The organism is Pseudomonas sp. GW456-L13 (assembly GCF_017350115.1).
Taxonomy (GTDB): domain Bacteria; phylum Pseudomonadota; class Gammaproteobacteria; order Pseudomonadales; family Pseudomonadaceae; genus Aquipseudomonas; species Aquipseudomonas jessenii.
Map to the genome: position 1 here is coordinate 1131946 of NZ_JACNAS010000002.1, position 15099 is coordinate 1147044.

13 protein-coding genes are annotated in these 15099 nt (G+C 60.9%); 8 read left to right on the forward strand and 5 right to left on the reverse strand.

Annotation, left to right across the window (positions count from 1 at the left end):
* Positions 1 to 14: 14 nt before the first annotated feature.
* The 5 genes from J4D25_RS19230 to edd form a co-directional block, all read right to left on the reverse strand.
* The gene (locus tag J4D25_RS19230) at positions 15 to 1274 is read right to left on the reverse strand and encodes an AGE family epimerase/isomerase (RefSeq protein ID WP_057713548.1); all 1260 of its coding nucleotides are present in this window, start codon (positions 1272 to 1274) and stop codon (positions 15 to 17) included.
* A 267-nt stretch (positions 1275 to 1541) separates the two neighbouring features.
* Complete coding sequence (locus tag J4D25_RS19235) at positions 1542 to 2969, reverse strand: ATP-binding protein (protein ID WP_198530255.1); 1428 nt, start codon at positions 2967 to 2969, stop codon at positions 1542 to 1544.
* A gap of 31 nt (positions 2970 to 3000) precedes the next feature.
* On the reverse strand, positions 3001 to 3732 hold the full coding sequence (locus tag J4D25_RS19240) for a response regulator (RefSeq protein ID WP_008050538.1): 732 nt from the start codon (positions 3730 to 3732) through the stop codon (positions 3001 to 3003).
* Positions 3733 to 3918: 186 nt separating this feature from the next.
* The gene (locus J4D25_RS19245; protein ID WP_057713546.1) at positions 3919 to 4878 is read right to left on the reverse strand and encodes a glucokinase; all 960 of its coding nucleotides are present in this window, start codon (positions 4876 to 4878) and stop codon (positions 3919 to 3921) included.
* Positions 4875 to 6701, reverse strand: coding sequence for a phosphogluconate dehydratase (gene edd / locus J4D25_RS19250; protein ID WP_057713545.1), 1827 nt, complete (start codon positions 6699 to 6701; stop codon positions 4875 to 4877). The genes J4D25_RS19245 and edd overlap by 4 nt, the downstream gene beginning before the upstream one ends.
* Before the next feature lie 220 nt (positions 6702 to 6921).
* On the opposite strand from edd, the gene gap reads away from it, so the two are divergent.
* The 8 genes from gap (at position 6922) to J4D25_RS19290 (ending at position 15078) form a co-directional block, all read left to right on the forward strand.
* Positions 6922 to 7923, forward strand: coding sequence for a type I glyceraldehyde-3-phosphate dehydrogenase (gene gap / locus J4D25_RS19255; RefSeq protein ID WP_057713544.1), 1002 nt, complete (start codon positions 6922 to 6924; stop codon positions 7921 to 7923).
* Positions 7924 to 8086: 163 nt separating this feature from the next.
* Complete coding sequence (locus J4D25_RS19260; protein WP_057713543.1) at positions 8087 to 8551, forward strand: methylglyoxal synthase; 465 nt, start codon at positions 8087 to 8089, stop codon at positions 8549 to 8551.
* Between the two features lie 77 nt (positions 8552 to 8628).
* Positions 8629 to 9147, forward strand: a complete 519-nt coding sequence (locus J4D25_RS19265) for an RNA polymerase sigma factor (RefSeq protein WP_057713542.1) — start codon at positions 8629 to 8631, stop codon at positions 9145 to 9147.
* A 120-nt stretch (positions 9148 to 9267) separates the two neighbouring features.
* Positions 9268 to 10233, forward strand: coding sequence for a FecR domain-containing protein (locus J4D25_RS19270; protein WP_057713541.1), 966 nt, complete (start codon positions 9268 to 9270; stop codon positions 10231 to 10233).
* Between the two features lie 122 nt (positions 10234 to 10355).
* The gene (locus J4D25_RS19275) at positions 10356 to 12923 is read left to right on the forward strand and encodes a TonB-dependent receptor (RefSeq protein WP_057713540.1); all 2568 of its coding nucleotides are present in this window, start codon (positions 10356 to 10358) and stop codon (positions 12921 to 12923) included.
* Between the two features lie 113 nt (positions 12924 to 13036).
* A complete protein-coding gene (locus J4D25_RS19280; protein ID WP_057713539.1) occupies positions 13037 to 13645 on the forward strand; it encodes a biliverdin-producing heme oxygenase in 609 nt (202 codons plus the stop codon).
* Between the two features lie 160 nt (positions 13646 to 13805).
* Positions 13806 to 14195, forward strand: coding sequence for a YbaN family protein (locus tag J4D25_RS19285; protein WP_057713538.1), 390 nt, complete (start codon positions 13806 to 13808; stop codon positions 14193 to 14195).
* A 148-nt stretch (positions 14196 to 14343) separates the two neighbouring features.
* Positions 14344 to 15078, forward strand: a complete 735-nt coding sequence (locus J4D25_RS19290; protein ID WP_131726848.1) for a hypothetical protein — start codon at positions 14344 to 14346, stop codon at positions 15076 to 15078.
* Positions 15079 to 15099 lie beyond the last annotated feature (21 nt).

Here is a 15099-nt window from a genome sequence, read left to right on the forward strand (position 1 = left end):
ATGTCACCGCATGGTTACATAGAACCGCTCTGGGACGGCTGCGCCAGCGCCGTGGCCATGCTCGGCGCCAGCGCCAGGCGCGGAATCAGCACGGCTTGCCAGGCGTGGTAAAGATCAGGCTTGCCGGGCCAGATATCGGCACTCGGGCGGTTTTGCGGGTCGAGTTCGTGATGCCAGCTGCCGTCTTCGCGGTCGATGAAATGACTGTCACAGAACTCCCAGAACAGTCGGTACCAGTGTTCGTATTGTTCATCGCCAGTGCGCTTGAGCAAGGCACTGGCGGCGGCACTGGCTTCACAATGGGTCCAGTGCAGGCGATGGCGGACCACCGCTTTGTTGTCCCAGTCCAGGGTGTAGACAATGCCCGGCGCGCCATCGACGTCCCAGCCATGGAAGCAATTGTGCTCGAACAGTTTTTGCGCATCGGTGACCAGCCAGCCCGGCGTGAGCATCCCGGCCTTCACCCGCGAAGCTTCGAGATGCAGCAACAGCCGCGCCCACTCGAAACCATGGCCCGGGGTGGTGCCGTAGGGGCGGAAGCCGTCTGCCGGGTTGTCGCGGTTGTAGTCCCGCAGTGGCTGCCAGGCGCGGTCGAAATGCTCGATCACCAGGTAATCGTTGGCGGCGGCGTGGCCATGAATTACGCGCTCGACAATCCGATGGGCACGGCTGAGCCAACGGTTGTCATCGGTGACATCGGCCAGGGCGAGGAAGGCCTCGGTGGCGTGCATGTTGCTGTTGGCGCCCCGGTACGCCTCCTCTTCGCTCCAGTCGCGATTGAAAGACTCGCGCATCGCGCCTTCTTCTTCGCTCCAGAAATAAGTGTCGATGATATCGATGGCATCATCGAGCAAGGCTTGGGCACCGGGGCGCTGCGCGACCACCGCAGAACTGGCGGCCAGCGCGACGAAGGCATGCAGATAGGCGTTCTTGCCCGTATTGCCGTCACGATGTTCGGCGGTCGCAAACCAGCCGCCATACAGCGTGTCGCGCAACGGCCCGCGCAGTGCGGCAACGCCGTGATCCACCAGTTCGGCAAAGCCCGGTAAACCCTGAATGTGGGCCATAGCGAAGCTGTGGGTCATGCGCGCGGTGTTCATGGTCTGGGCTTGCGCATCAGACGGGAGGCGGCCTTTTTCATCGAGGTTGCCGAAGCCTTCAGGCAGTTTCGAAGCCTTGGCGAAGGTCAGCAGGCGCAAGCCTTCGGTGGCGAGCCATTGCTGATGGGCAGGTGCGTTCAGCCAACTGCTGAAGGCCGGTTGGAAGGTGTCCATGGCGTACCTTTTTTGTTGTTATGACTGTGGGGCAGCATAAACAACGGACGAAGGTCGGCTTGTAACGAAGGGGGTGGGTTATGTCACCAACTTGTGACAATGGACACAGGCATTGAGTGAAATACTTGTGGCGAGGGGGCTTGCCCCCTTCCGGCTGCGCAGCAGTCGTAAAATCAGCGACCTGATTTTTACAGGCAGTCTGTGGGTGATGGTTTTGGGACCGCTTCGCGGTCCAACGGGGGCAAGCCCCCTCGCCACAGGGTGGTGTCAATCCACTGAGCGGGGCAACTGCAACGTTACCCGCAACCCGCCTTCACGCAAATTCTGCAAGCTGACCTCACCACCATGGCTATGGGCAATGTTGCGGGCAATCCCCAGCCCCAAGCCGTAACCCTGCTGCTGCCCGGCCAGGCGGAAGTGCGGTTCGAACACCTGCTCCAGGCGCTGCTCCGGCACGCCCGGCCCTTCGTCATCGACATGCAGGATGAACGCGCTTTCGTCGTCATCGATGTGCAGGTGCGCGTTCTGCCCGTACTTCAGCGCATTGTCGATCAGGTTGCCGATGCAGCGCTTGAGCGCCAGCGGTTTGCCCGGGTACGCCGCCAGCGCCCGCCCCTGCTGGGTCACGCGGCCGTTGCCGTTCGGCGCGAGATAGGGTTCCACCAGACAGTCGAGCACATGGTTGAGGTCCACCGGCTCGATGTTCTCGTGGATGTCGGTGTCTTTCACGCATTGCAGCGCGCCCTTGACCAGCAACTCCAGCTCGTCCAGATCGCGCCCGAACTTGGCTTGCAGTGTTTCGTCTTCGAGCAATTCAACCCGCAGGCGCAAGCGGGTGATCGGCGTGCGCAGGTCGTGGGAAATGGCGCTGAACAACTGGCTGCGTTCGGTCAGGTAACGGCTGATGCGCTCGCGCATGGTGTTGAAGGCGCGCCCGACCTCGACCACTTCGCTGCCACCGCCCTCGGCCACCGGTTCCACGTCGGCACCCAACGACAGGTCCCGCGCCGCCCGCGCCAGGCGCTTGAGCGGACGACTCTGCCAGTGCACCAGCAGGCCGATGAACAACAGCAAAAAGCTGCTGGTCAGGACGATGAACCACACCTGCTGCGCCGGCAGGCCCTGCTCTTCAAGACTGGTGTAGGGCTCGGGCAACAGCGAGGCGATGTACAGCCATTCCCCCGGTGCCATCTGGATCTGCGTGACCAGCACCGGAGGATTCACCGGTTCCAGGGTCAGCGCGTAGTGCGCCCAGGAGCGTGGCAACTCATCGAGCTTCAGGCCGCCATTGAAGATGCGCAGGTCTTCCGGGCTGACGAAGGTCACCGAGATGTCCGTGTCTTGGCCGAGGGACTGGCGCAGCACTTCGTCCACCGCCTTGAGCACCGCCTCTTTGCGCGGGGTGATGGGCAGCACTTCCATGCCCAGGGGTTTGTCGTTGAGCGTCACCACGAACCGGGTACCGCCCATGCTGCGCAATTGATCGAGCACCAGGGGCCGAAACGCCACCGGTAACGAACGGAAATAACTGACGCTGGCGGTCATTGAATGGGCCAGACTGCGGGCACTGGTGACCAGGCCCTCGAGCTGCGTGGCGCGCAGTTGCGACACCCAGATCACACTCGACAATGCCTGGGCGAACAACACCGCCAGCAGGGTCAACAGCAACATCCGCCCGAGCAGCGAACGCGGCATCGGCACCTTGGCGGCGAGCTTGCGCAAAGCCTCAGTGACCATTGCTGGCAACCACGTTGGCCGCCAGTTGGTAGCCGCTGCCACGCACGGTGCGGATCAGCCGTGGCGGTTTTTCCGTGTCGCGCAGACGCTGGCGCAACCGGCTGACCGCCATGTCGACGATGCGATCCAGGGGCATCAGTTCACGGCCGCGGGTGGCGTTGCCGATAGTGTCGCGGTCGAGGATTTCCTGTGGATGATCGAGGAACAGTTTCAGCAGCGCGAAATCGGCGCCCGAAAGAATCACCTCTTCGCCGTCGATGTGAAACAGCCGATGGCTGACCATGTCCAGCCGCCAGTCATCGAAGGCCAGCACCTCACCGCCACTGCGCTCCTGACCGAACTGCGCGCGGCGCAGCAACGCCTTGATCCGTGCCTGCAACTCCCGTGGACTGAAGGGCTTGCCGAGGTAATCGTCGGCGCCCAGTTCCAGGCCGATGACGCGATCGGCTTCGTCGGAACTGGCGGTGAGCATGATGATCGGCACCTGCGCCTGGCGCGGATGCTGGCGAATCCAGCGGCACAGGCTGAAGCCGTCTTCGTCGGGCAACATCACATCAAGGATCACCAGATCACTCGGCGCCTCGTTCAGCGCCTGGCGAAAGCCGGCACCGTCGGGCGTGGTACGTACCTGGAAACCGGCGCGGGTCAGGTAGGTATCCAGCAACTCGCGTATCTCTTGATCGTCATCGACCAACAAAATCGACTTGTTGACTGAGCTCACGGGCGGCGTCCTTGTTGTTTGAATTGGGGCGGATTATGCCTTAAGCACCGATTTTACAAACACCACAAAACCACTGTAGGAGCGAGCCTGCTCGCGATGGACTTGAAGGCACCGCGTACATTCAGAAAGCACGCGTTATCGTTGACGTCCATCGCGAGCAGGCTCGCTCCTACAGGTAATCGGGTTTCAAGCGGGGATTGATTGTTCCAACGCCACACCCGCGCCCATCAACCCGGAATACGGCGCCGTCACCAGCCACACCGGAATCCCCTTGAAGTAGTCGCTCATGCAACCCTTGTCGGCGAAGCAGCGGGCGAAACCGCTTTCGAGGAAGAAATCGGCAAAGCGCGGAATCACCCCGCCCACGATGTACACGCCACCGCGTCCACCGGTGGTCAGCACGTTATTGCCGGCCACGCGACCGAGCCAGCAGCAGAACTGTTCAAGCACTTCCACGGCAATCGGGTCGCCCGCCAGCCCGGCAGCGGTGATGGCTTCCGGTGTGTCGAGCACAGGCGTGTGCCCGTCCACCGCACAGATCGCCCGATAGACACGGGGCAAGCCGCCACCGCTCAAGGCTGTTTCCGCACTGACATGGCCAATTTCGTTGAAGATGTGCTGCCAGAGCTGTGTTTCACGCGGGCTGCTCAATGGCAGATCGACGTGACCGCCCTCCCCCGGCAACGCGGCAAAACGGCCCGCGCCCAAATCGAGCAAGGTGCCGACGCCCAGGCCTGTGCCCGGGCCAATCACCACCGCCGGGCGCAACGGCTCCGGCGTGCCTTCGCAGACCACGCGAAATTCGCCGGGCTGCAGACGGGTCATGCCCAGGGCCATGGCCGAGAAGTCGTTGACCAACAACAGCTGATCCACCTGCAAGGTCTGGCAAAAGCCCTTGCGGCTCAGGCGCCAGTGATTATTGGTGAACTTGAATTCGTCGCCACTCACCGGGCCCGCCACCGACAGGCACACCGAACCGATCGAACCCGGCGCCAGCCCCAGACCATTGAGGTACAGGCTGATAGCTTCTTCCGGGCTGGGAAAATCTGCCGTTGCCAGCACCTGGACCGATTCCAGCTGCTGGTTTTTCCACAACGCGAAACGTGCGTTGGTCCCACCGATGTCACCGACCAAAGCCAGTTTCAATTAAGCGTCTCCAGGGCAGAAGTAAAGGCGCTGGCGCCCTGCTCCGCCGAGCTGAAGGCCATGCGCATGAAACCGAACAGCTCGCGACCGGTGCCGATGTTGTTGCCCAACAGGCCCTTGGCCGGCGTGCGCGCTGCGAATTCTTCGGCGTCCACCTTAAGCTCCAGGGTGCCTTTGACGCCATCGACGCGGATGATATCGCCCTCTTGTACCCGCGCCAAAGCGCCGCCGACATAAGCTTCGGGGCTGACATGAATGGCCGCCGGGATTTTCCCCGACGCACCGGACATGCGCCCGTCGGTCACCAGCGCGACTTTGAAGCCGCGATCCTGCAACACGCCGAGGAACGGCGTCATCTTGTGCAGCTCTGGCATGCCGTTGGAGCGCGGGCCCTGGAAGCGCATCACCGCGACAAAATCCTTCTCCAGCAAACCGGCCTTGAACGCATCGGCCAGGTCCTGTTGATCCTGGAACACCATGGCCGGCGCTTCGACGATCTGGTTTTCCACGGCCACGGCGGAGACTTTCATCACGCCACGACCGAGGTTGCCTTCCATCACCCGCAGGCCACCTTCGGCCGAGAACGCGCGGGCGACCGGACGCAGGATGCTTTCGTCGAGGCTGTCGGTCACGCCTTCACGCCAGACCAGTTGGCCATTGTCGAGGAACGGCTCCTGGGTGTAGCGGCTCAGGCCGTGGCCCATCACGGTGTTGACGTTTTCGTGGAGCAGCCCGGCTTCCAGCAGTTCACGAATCAGGAACGACATGCCGCCCGCAGCCTGGAAGTGGTTGATGTCGGCTTTGCCGTTCGGGTAGACGTGGCTCAGGGTCGGCACGACTTCGGAGAGGTCGGCCATGTCCTGCCAGGTCAATTGAATGCCCGCCGCCATGGCGATGGCTGGCATGTGCAGGGTGTGGTTGGTCGAGCCGCCCGTGGCATGCAACGCGACAATCGAGTTGACCAGCGAACGCTCGTCGACGATTTCGCCGATCGGCATGAAGTCGCCGTTCTGCTTGGTCAGGCGCGTGACCTGGTGCGCGGCTTCGCGGGTCAAGGCATCGCGCAACGGCGTGTTCGGGTTGACGAAGGACGCGCCCGGCAGATGCAGCCCCATGACCTCCATCAGCAACTGGTTGGTGTTGGCGGTGCCGTAGAAGGTGCAGGTGCCAGGGCTGTGGTAGGACTTCATTTCCGATTCCAGCAGCTCTTCGCGAGTCGCCTTGCCTTCGGCGTACTTCTGGCGCACATCGGCTTTCTGCTTGTTGGAAATGCCCGACACCATCGGCCCGCCCGGCACGAAGATCATCGGCAGATGGCCGAAGCGCAGCGCGCCCATCATCAGGCCCGGCACGATCTTGTCGCAGATGCCGAGCAGCAGCGCGCCGTCGAACATGTTGTGGGACAGCGCCACGGCGGTGGACAACGCGATCACTTCGCGGCTCGGCAGGCTAAGTTCCATGCCCGGCTCGCCCTGGGTCACGCCATCGCACATGGCCGGCGTGCCACCGGCGAACTGACCGACGGAGCCGATTTCGCGCAGGGCTTTCTTGATCAGTTCGGGGAAGACTTCGTACGGCTGGTGTGCCGAGAGCATGTCGTTATATGACGAAACTATCGCGATGTTCGCGGAGTTCATCATCCGCAGGCTGTGCTTGTCGTCGCTGCCGCAACCGGCCACGCCATGGGCGAAGTTGGCGCATTGCAGCTTGCCGCGCATCGGACCGTCGCTGGCCGCACCGCGGATCAATGCAAGGTAGGCCTCACGCGTGGCGCGGCTGCGGGCGATAAGCCGTTCAGTGACCTCAAGGACGCGGGGATGCATGTGTAGAACTCCAGGCTAACGGATGTGGCGACCTGATTGTCTATGCTGATCAAAGGCCGGTGTCGATGGGATGACAGACGGTTTGTTTGACCATTCGGACCAGTTGATTCAGGTCACTCGTTGTAGATCGAACAAAATATTGCCATCAAAAAGGCTTGTTTTCTATTTTTTTACGAATAATCTTGTAATTCCAACAACAAAACGACGGTAGCGCCGCACTATGACTCTTCGAATCGCAATCAATGGTTTTGGCCGCATCGGCCGTAATGTCCTGCGCGCACTCTATACCCAGGGCTACCGTCAGGATCTGCAGATTGTCGCCATCAACGACCTGGGCGACAGCGCGATCAACGCTCATCTGCTCAAGTACGACACCGTTCACGGCACATTCGATGCCGATGTCCAGCACGACCAGGAGAGCCTGACGGTCAACGGCGACCGTATTTCGGTCAGTGCCATCCGCAACCCGGCCGACTTGCCTTGGGCCGCGGAAAAGATTGATGTGGTGTTCGAATGCACCGGTCTGTTCACCGACCGGGCCAAGGCCGCTGCGCATATTACGGCGGGCGCGCGCAAAGTGATTATCTCTGCCCCGGCCAAAGGCGCCGACGCCACCGTCGTCTACGGGGTGAACCACGACATTCTGCGCCAATCGCACCAGATCATTTCCAACGCGTCGTGCACCACCAACTGCCTGGCCCCGGTGGCCCAGGTGCTGCACCGCGAGCTGGGCATCGAAAGCGGTCTGATGACCACCATTCACGCCTATACCAACGACCAGCATCTGACCGACGTCTATCACGTCGATCCGTACCGCGCCCGTTCGGCCACCCAGAACATGATCCCGAGCAAGACCGGTGCTGCTGAAGCGGTGGGCCTGGTGCTGCCGGAACTGGCAGGCAAATTGACCGGCATGTCGGTGCGCGTACCGGTCATCAATGTATCGCTGGTGGACCTGACGGTGCAGCTCAAGCGCGAAGCTTCGGCCGCTGAGGTCAATGCGCTGATGAAAGAAGCCAGCCAGCACTCGAAGATCCTTGGATACAACACCCTGCCGCTGGTCTCCAGCGACTTCAACCACAACCCGCTGTCGTCGATCTTCGACGCCAACCACACCAAATCCAGCGGCAAGCTGCTCAAGGTACTGGCGTGGTATGACAACGAGTGGGGCTTCTCCAACCGCATGCTCGATAACTGCCTGGCGCTGTGCAACGCAGAATAAGCAGCACGTCCCTTCCTTCTTGTAGGAGCGAGCTTGCTCGCGATGGTCGTGAACGATAACGCGGGGAACCTGATGCCCCGCGGTGTTCTACAGTCCATCGCGAGCAATCGAGCGTCGACCGGCTGCTCCTACAGGGTACGTGTCATTTCTGGAGCCAGCATCGATGATCGGTATCAGCTTTACGCAAAAGACCATGGCGGCGCGCAAGCGTATCGCCCTGGTTGCCCATGACCACTGCAAGGTGTTCTTGCTGGACTGGGCCGAACGGCAAAAAGACAGGCTGGCCCAGCATGACCTGGTCGCCACCGGCACCACGGGGTTGTTGTTGCAACAACGCCTCGATCTGCCGGTGCAAAGCATGATCAGCGGGCCACTGGGCGGCGATCAGCAGCTCGGTGCGCAAATCGCCGAGCAGCGGGTCGACATGCTGGTGTTCTTCTGGGACCCGTTCGAGCCACAGCCCCACGACCCGGATATCAAGGCGTTGCTGCGGGTCGCGGCAGTGTGGAACATCCCGGTGGCGTGCAACGAATGCAGCGCCGACTACCTGCTCAGCAGCCCGCTGATGGATCAGGCGCACCTCCATCGGATTCCCGATTACGCCACCTATTTGCAGGGTCGCGCGTAAAGCGTCACAAATCAGTGCTTGACCACTCGAGTAGATGATAAGCATTATCATCTACTCGAAATGGATCAGGTTCTCCCGTGAGTCAGTCGCGCTTCAACCACGTTTTCCTCACCCAGCGCACCTCCCTGCTGCGTACGCTGGAGCGGATGGTCAACAATCACAGCACCGCTGAAGACCTCTTGCAGGAAACTTACCTGCGGGTGACCCGGGCCTTGAGCGAACGGGCCATCGATCATCTTGAGCCCTTTGTCTTCCAGACGGCGCGCAACCTGGCGCTGGACCATTTGCGCGCGCGGCGCATCCATTCGCGCACGATGGTCGATGACGTGCCGCAGGAGGTGATGCACAGCATCGCCGCCGCCACCAGCAGCGCCGAAGACGCCGCCCACGCCGAACAATTGCTGGAGCGCTTGAACGTGAGCCTCAGTGAACTCAGCGCCCGCCAACAGCGGATTTTCATCCTCAGCCGCCTGCACGGGCACAGTTACCAGGAAATCGCCGAGGAGTTGAACGTGTCCCTCAGCACCGTGCAGAAAGAACTCAAACTGATCATGTCGATCTGCATCGGGGTTGCCGATCGCTTGAACGCCAACTGAGCGCCAAGCCCCTGCGCTTACCTGGACCGACTGCGCTGATCATCGGGCTTTGCTACCCTTGGCTCACTTTTACGCTTCACTAAAAAAACAGCCGTGCACAGACACTGCCGAGGAAACACCGTGACGGACAACCACCGCTCCCCCGAGCCATCATCGGCGCAGGACCCCGCAAGCGCGATGGACCAGGCCCTGGACTGGCTGATTGTGCTCGGCAGTCCCGACGAGGAGCAGAGCCGCCAATTCCATGCATGGCTCGACGCCGATCCGTTGAATGCCCAGGCGTTCGCCAAGGCCCAGGCGATCTGGGACGGCCCGCAAGTGGCGCAATGCGCGCAAAGCCTGGCCGCCCGTCCGGCGAAAGTCACTGTCCTCGCCCGTCTGCGTCCGCACTGGAAACCACTGGCCACCGCCGCCGTGCTGCTGCTCGGGCTGTTCAGTTTCAGCAGTTTGCCGATGCGCCTGCAGGCCGATCACCTGACTGTGGTCGGCGAGCGCCAGCGCCTGCAACTGGAGGACGGTTCCAGGGTTCTGCTCAATACCAATTCGGCGTTCTCAAGCACCATCAACGACCAGCAACGTGTTGCCCGCCTGTATCAGGGCGAAGCGTTTTTCGAAGTGCAGGCCAATCGCGGCCAACCACTGGAAATCGACGCCGGCCCGGTCACGGCCAGCGTTCGCGATACCGCATTTGCCGTGAGTTACCTGGACGGCGTGGCGCAGGTGCAGGTACAGCGCGGCGACGTCGACTTGCGCGCCACTCGGGATGACGCGCGGGTACGCTTGTCCGCCGGGGAAAGCATTCGCATCGGCCCCAACGGCTTCGACCGCCCGGCCAAGCTGGATGCCGCCACCGACCTGGCGTGGGTCCAGGGACGGCTGGTGTTCGAAAACTGCCCGTTGAACCAGGTACTGGCAGAACTTCGCCGCTATTACCCGGGCTGGATCATCAACAACAACGAACAGTTGGCCGATGTCACCGTGACCGGCAACTACCGTCTCGATCAGCCGCTGGACGTGGTTCGCTCCCTGGCCCACATCACCTCGGCCCGGCTCCAGGAATTCCCGGCGCTGGTCATCCTGAACTGAATGAGAATTATTTTTACTCGATAGCCAAACCCCGTACGTCTCGTTATAGCCAATGCAATTGATTCGCATCTCACCATGCCAATCAGCACCTATAAAGATTCGTGCGACACGGAGCGCTATCGATGTCCCCTCGCCTTACCCGCCAAGCCCCTACACCTTCCCGCGTGCTGTCGCTGCTGACCGCCGCCATCCTGATGGCCGGTACCGCACCGCTCATGGCCGCCACCGCCACCGAGCAGTCGACCCGCAAAATGGGCGACTACTCGTTCGCCATTCCCCAGCAATCACTGGTGTCGGCACTCAATGCCTTTACCACCGTAACGGGCTGGCAGATCGGCGTGTCGTCGGAGCTGGCGCAAGGTGTGGCCTCGCCGGGCGTCCGTGGTTCGCTGTCGCCGGAGAAAGCCCTGGATCGCCTGTTGGTGGGGACCAACCTGGGCTATCGCAAACTGGGCAACAACAGCATCGTTCTGGAAAAGCGCAGTGGTAGCAGCGCCCTGAATCTCGATCAGGTGACCATCAGCGCCACCCGTAACGAACAGTCTGTGAATAGCGTGCCGAGCACGGTCTCTGTCTACACCCGCGAAGATCTGGACCGCAACAACGTCAATACCATCAAGGAGCTGGTGCGCTACGAACCTGGTGTTTCGGTAGGCGGCGCAGGCCAGCGGGCCGGTATCACCGGCTACAACATTCGCGGCATCGATGGCGACCGCGTGCTGACCCAGGTCGATGGCGTGCAGGTACCCGACGGCTTCTTCAATGGCCCCTATGCCCAGACCAACCGCAACTATGTCGACCCGGAAATCGTCAAGCGTGTGGAGATCCTCCGGGGCCCGGCCTCTGTTTTGTACGGCAGCAATGCCATTGGCGGCGCCGTCAGTTACTACACGCTGGACCCGGACGACATCATCAAACCGGGCAAGGATGTCGGCGCGCGCCTGAAAACCGGTTACAGCTCCGCCGACGACAGCTGGCTGACGTCCGGCACCGTCGCCGGCCGTACAGGCGAGCTCGATGGCCTGTTGCATCTCAGTCAACGCAACGGTCATGAAACAGAGTCCTATGGCGAAACCGGCGGCACTGGCCTGAACCGTACTGAAGCCAACCCCCAGGACGCTCGCACCACCAGCGTGCTGGCCAAACTGGGCTGGAATTACGCCGACGACGCGCGCCTGGGCCTGACCTATGAGCATTACAAGGACGACCGCGACACCAATCAATTGAGCGCAGTGGGCGGCCCGTTCAATGCCGGACGCGGTTTCGGCTACTACAAGTCCCGTACCGGTAACGACACGATCACCCGCGAACGCTTTGGCCTGGAACACAGCTTCGGTCTGGACAGCGCCCTGGCCGACAACATCAAGTGGACGCTGAACTACCAGATCGCCAAGACCGACCAGAGCACCGAGGAAATCTACGCGCCGCCGTCACGAACCGTGCTGCGTAACCGCGATACCACCTACAAGGACCGCCAATGGGTATTCGATGCCCAGGCTGACAAGTCGTTTGCCATCGCCGACACCGACCACCTCGTCACCTATGGCACCACCATCAAGCAGGACAAAATCACCGGCCTGCGTACCGGCACCGGCACCTGCCTGACCGTGGCCGGATCCTGCCGGGTCATTGGCGCCCCTAGTGCCACCGACACGCTGACACCCGCCAGTGACTTCCCGGACCCGACCGTCAACAGCTACAGCCTGTTCGCCCAGGATCTGATCAGCTGGGGCAACTGGACCTTTGCGCCAGGTGCTCGCTACGACTACACCGAGCTCAAGCCGCACATCACCGAAGAGTTCCTGGCCACCGCCGACCAGAGCGGCAACGGTACGGTGAGCGACGAGACCAAAACCTGGCATCGCCTGTCGCCGAATTTTGGCACCACCTACAGCTTCAACGACCATTACACCTGGTACGGCAAATACGCTGAAGGCTTCCGCACCCCGACCGCCAAGGCGTTGTACGGTCGTTTCGAAAACATCGCCGGCGGCTATCGGGTAGCGCCTAATCCTGACCTCGAACCGGAAAAAAGCAAAAGCTACGAGACGGGTTTGCGCGGCAACTTCGAGCAGGGCTCGTTTGACGTAGCGGTGTTCTACAACAAATACCGCGACTTCATTAACGAGAACGCCATCACTCCGGGATACACCGAGACCACGTTCCAGAGCAACAACATCAAGCACGCCACCATCAAAGGTGCCGAGGTCAAGGGACGCCTGAACCTCGACGCCTTCGGCGCGCCGCAAGGCCTCTACACCCAGGGCTCGGTGGCCTATGCCTACGGTCGCAACGACGACAACGGCGAGCCGCTCAACAGCGTCAACCCGCTGACCGGCGTATTCGGCCTTGGCTACGACCAGGACACCTACGGCGGCTTGCTCAGCTGGACGCTGGTGAAAAAGAAAGACCGCGTCGACAGCACCAGCTTCAAAACCCCGGACGGCACCAGCACCCAGTTCAAGACGCCCGGTTTCGGCATTCTGGACCTGAGCGCGTTCTACAAGGTGACCGACGACGTGACCGTCAGCGGCGGCGTCTACAACCTCACAGACAAGAAGTACTGGCTGTGGGATGACGTGCGCGGCTACGACAGCGTCGGCGAAGCCTCGGTGACCCAACCGGCCAACCTCGACCGTCTGACCCAGCCGGGTCGCAACTTTGCGGTCAACCTGATCTGGGATATCTGATCCGCTCATCTCGCCTGGCGGTTTCATCAAGCCGCCCGGTGAGGATTTTTTACTGTCAGGCGCCTTCCTGTTCGTCTCGTTACCAAGCGCCTCTCTTTCTCCAAGGAATTGCCATGACTACCCAGGCCACCGAACAACGCCCCAACCTGCGTTCGCAACGTTTGAACCAGATCACCCACGAGCCGCACAGCAAGCTCGATGCCCTGGTCAAGGCTCATGCCCCGTTTGAAACCCCGGCCAATTTCGCCCGTTTCGTGGTGGCGCAGTACCTGTTCCAGTCGGAACTGGTGTCGCTGTACAACGATGCCGAACTGACCGCCATCGTCCCGGACCTGCCGGCCCGCTGTCGTGCCGATGCAGCCAGGGCCGACCTCGCTGACCTGGACACCGACGTGCCGGCACCTGCCGCCGGTGCACTGAAGAACCCGACCAAGGCCGAGGCCCTGGGCTGGATCTTCGTCTCCGAAGGCTCGAAGCTCGGCGCGGCGTTCCTCATCAAGCGTGCCGTGGGCCTTGGCCTGAGCGAAACCTTCGGCGCCCGCCACCTCGGCGAACCGGCCGGCGGCCGCGCTGAAGGCTGGAAGAGCTTCGTCAAAACCCTGGACGGCCTGGCATTCAGCGCCCAGGAAGAAGCCGAAGTGGAAAAAGGCGCAATCGACGCGTTCAACCGTTTTACCGTGTTGCTGGAGCGGGCTTACGCCAGCGCTCCGGAAGTCGCCTGACATACCACATTCCCCTGTGGGAGCGAGCTTGCTCGCGATGACGGTATTCCAGACAGCATTACTGTCGACTGATACCCCCCTATCGCGAGCAAGCTCGCTCCAACAAGGAGCGAAGCAAATCCGTAAGATTTCGATCAGCCTCACATGTTGCCTTGAGCCCATGCCAGCCTCCTCCAGACTCTCCCGCCTCCTCTTCGGCCTGCTGGCCTATGTCAGCCTGGGCATCGGCCTGATCGCCATCGTCATACCCGGCCTGCCAACCACCGAGTTCATCCTGCTGGCCGCCTGGGCTGCGACCCGCAGTTCGCCGCGCCTGAGTGCCTGGCTGGAAAACCACCGGCTGTTCGGCCCCATCCTCCATAACTGGCGCAACGGCAAGATCATCGCGCGTCGGGCAAAAATCAGCGCCACGGTCAGCATGCTGTTGTGTGCCGGTCTGATGCTGGTAATGCTCGATCATGGCTGGCCGATTTACCTGGCGATTGCCGGCATGGGGCTGGGCAATCTGTGGATCTGGTCACGGCCGGAATCACTGCCGCAGGGCACCTGAAACCTCTTCAAACCGCCCTGTGACAGCCGACAACGGCACACTTGAAAGTACCTACTTGTTGTTCGGACTTCTCCTACGTGTTTATCAGGTCATCCATGACCGGGTCATGGCCGTTAAGCACCATGAACCCCCACAATGAGAAGCTGACATGAATGTAAGTGCCGCTGCATCTTTTCAAGTTCCGTATCCGCAAACAGTGAAGGCGAACACGGAAAAATCCCAGCTTGAGAAAGTCGACATTCCGGTAATGGATGACAGGATAAGGTTGACCATCGAGAAACTCCGAGCTCCTCGAAGTGAACCTAGAAATCTCAGCAGCGAAAAACTGAATGAGGTGGAGGATTTCTTGAATACGCTCGAATCACTTAACGGGTTCTATGACCTACCCCCTCAGATAAAAAGCTTTAGATATTCAATGATCAGGCATCATGAATTCCAGGCAAATTTGATGCTCAAAAAAATGGAAGGGATTTACTCCGACTTCAAAAAAGACCTGCAAAACAAATGGTCTGGCCTGGCCCATAACGTAATGGGCTTCACCGTGGCCGAAGACGGTCAGTTGAAAGTCACTTCGCCCCCCGACACCCTGACTGCCAGGGATGAGGAAGTATTGAACACCCTGTTGAACGAGGCCAAAGGCTTGCAACCCCTGACCCTCAAGCACGCCAAGACCGTAATCGAGTTGATTCAGCTGGATAAGCCACAGTTCGAGGGCAAGGTGAAACTGGACCTGAGCAACTTCCACAACATGATTGACTATGGATTATTGCTGAACAAAGGTGCGCTGGACCTGGGAAGTTCAGACTCCTGGCTGGATCAATTGCATAAAAAAGCCGAAAAGGACCCGAGCGAGAGAAAGCAGGGACTGCACATCGAGGCCTGATCGTTTGAAAAAAAGCCCGGC

What these genes read in the sequence shown, in the direction of transcription:
- J4D25_RS19290 (WP_131726848.1), top strand. Translation starts at nt 14,344, where the DNA reads ATGAATGTAAGTGCCGCTGCATCTTTTCAAGTTCCGTATCCGCAAACA.
- J4D25_RS19275 (WP_057713540.1), top strand. Translation starts at nt 10,356, where the DNA reads ATGTCCCCTCGCCTTACCCGCCAAGCCCCTACACCTTCCCGCGTGCTG.
- J4D25_RS19260 (WP_057713543.1), top strand. Translation starts at nt 8,087, where the DNA reads ATGATCGGTATCAGCTTTACGCAAAAGACCATGGCGGCGCGCAAGCGT.
- gap (WP_057713544.1), top strand. Translation starts at nt 6,922, where the DNA reads ATGACTCTTCGAATCGCAATCAATGGTTTTGGCCGCATCGGCCGTAAT.
- J4D25_RS19230 (WP_057713548.1), bottom strand. Translation starts at nt 1,274, where the DNA reads ATGGACACCTTCCAACCGGCCTTCAGCAGTTGGCTGAACGCACCTGCC.
- J4D25_RS19235 (WP_198530255.1), bottom strand. Translation starts at nt 2,969, where the DNA reads ATGCCGCGTTCGCTGCTCGGGCGGATGTTGCTGTTGACCCTGCTGGCG.
- edd (WP_057713545.1), bottom strand. Translation starts at nt 6,701, where the DNA reads ATGCATCCCCGCGTCCTTGAGGTCACTGAACGGCTTATCGCCCGCAGC.
- J4D25_RS19280 (WP_057713539.1), top strand. Translation starts at nt 13,037, where the DNA reads ATGACTACCCAGGCCACCGAACAACGCCCCAACCTGCGTTCGCAACGT.
- J4D25_RS19285 (WP_057713538.1), top strand. Translation starts at nt 13,806, where the DNA reads ATGCCAGCCTCCTCCAGACTCTCCCGCCTCCTCTTCGGCCTGCTGGCC.